Genomic DNA, 1,581 nt, shown 5'->3' on the forward strand with positions numbered 1-1,581 from the left:
CGGTGCACGGTGACGCCGCGGGTGCGGGTCAGGTAGCCGGCGATCGGCTCGCCGGCCACCGGCTGGCAGCAGCGCGCCAGTTGCACCAGCAGATTGCCGACGCCCTGCACGGTGAACTTGGACTTGCCCAGGCCGGTGCGGCGGGCGGTGGGCCGTGGCATGGCCGGCGTGGCCGGCTGCGCCGCGGCGCGCTCGGCCTCGTGCAGGGCGCGCCCGACCTGGCTGGGGCCGACGTCGCCCAGCGCCACCTGGATGTACAGTTCCTCCACGCCGTCGGCATGGAACTTCTTCGCCGCCGGCAACAGGTCGGCGTGCTGCAGCCCCAGGCGCTTGAGCTCACGCTCCAGCAGTTCCTTGCCTGCCTGCACGTTGCGCGCGCGGTCCAGCTTGTGGAACCAGGCGCGCACCTTGTCGCGCGAACGCCCGCTGGCCAGGTAGCCATTGGCCGGCAGCAGCCAGTCGCGGCGCGGCTCTGCCTCCTTGCCGGTGAGGATCTCCACGCGGTCGCCGCTGCGCAGCTTGTGGGTCAGCGGCACGATGCGGTTGTTGACCTTGGCGCCGCGACAGCGGTGCCCGACCATGGTGTGCACGTGGTAGGCGAAATCCAGCGGCGTGGCGCCCTGCGGCAGGTCGATCACCTCGCCCATCGGGGTCAAGGCATAGACCCGGTCCTCGACCAGTTCGGCGTCCAGCGCCCCGGCCAGCCCGCCCTGCTCGCCGTCCTGCGACTGCTCCAGCAACTGGCGCATCCAGGTGATCTTGCGGTCGAAGGCCTTCTCCGCACCCTTGCCGCCTTCCTTGTACTTCCAGTGCGCGGCCACGCCCAGCTCGGCCTGCGCATGCATGTCGTGGGTGCGGATCTGCACCTCGATCGTGCGCCCTTCCGGGCCGACCACGGCGGTGTGCAGCGAGCGGTAATCGTTGGCCTTGGGCCGGGCGATGTAGTCGTCGAACTCGCTGGGCACCGGCGCCCACAGCGCGTGCACCACGCCCAGCGCGGCATAGCAGGCGGCGACGTCGTCGACCATCACCCGCACCGCGCGCAGGTCGTAGAGCTGGTCGAAGGCCAGGCGCTTCTTCTGCATCTTCCGCCAGATGCTGTAGATGTGCTTTGGCCGCCCGCTGATCTCCGCGCGCAGGCCCTGCTCGGCCAGCGCCTTGGACAGGATCTTCTTGACCGCCTCGATGTAGCGCTCGCGCGCCACCCGGCTCTCGTCGACTTCGCGGGCGATGCGCCGGTAGGTGTCCGGCTCCAGGTGCCGGAACGCCAGATCCTCCAGTTCCCATTTCAGCTGCCAGATGCCCAGGCGGTTGGCCAGCGGCGCGTGGATGTCGCGGGTCAGCTGCGCCAGCGCGCGGCGCTGCGCCTCCGGCGCCTTGTCGGCCACGCGCATCTGCGCCAGTTGCCGCGCCAGCAGGATCGGCACCACCCGCAGGTCCTGCACGATCGACAGCAGCAGCCGGCGCAGGCCCTCGCTGTTGCGCCCGGCCTCGCGCCCGGCATGCAGCGCCCACACCGGGTCGGCGGCGTCCTGCGCCTCCAGCAGGCCGGCCACCGCCTGCGCCCGCGCCGGTGGCGCC

At 71.7% G+C, this 1,581-nt stretch carries 1 protein-coding gene; it reads right to left on the minus strand.

The annotated features are described in order from the left end of the window. Nucleotides 1–1,581 (minus strand): bifunctional (p)ppGpp synthetase/guanosine-3',5'-bis(diphosphate) 3'-pyrophosphohydrolase (locus tag D588_RS0117540; RefSeq protein WP_017916907.1); only part of this gene is annotated, 1,581 nt, incomplete at both ends.

Source organism: Xanthomonas sp. SHU 308 (assembly GCF_000364645.1).
Lineage (GTDB): Bacteria > Pseudomonadota > Gammaproteobacteria > Xanthomonadales > Xanthomonadaceae > Xanthomonas_A > Xanthomonas_A sontii.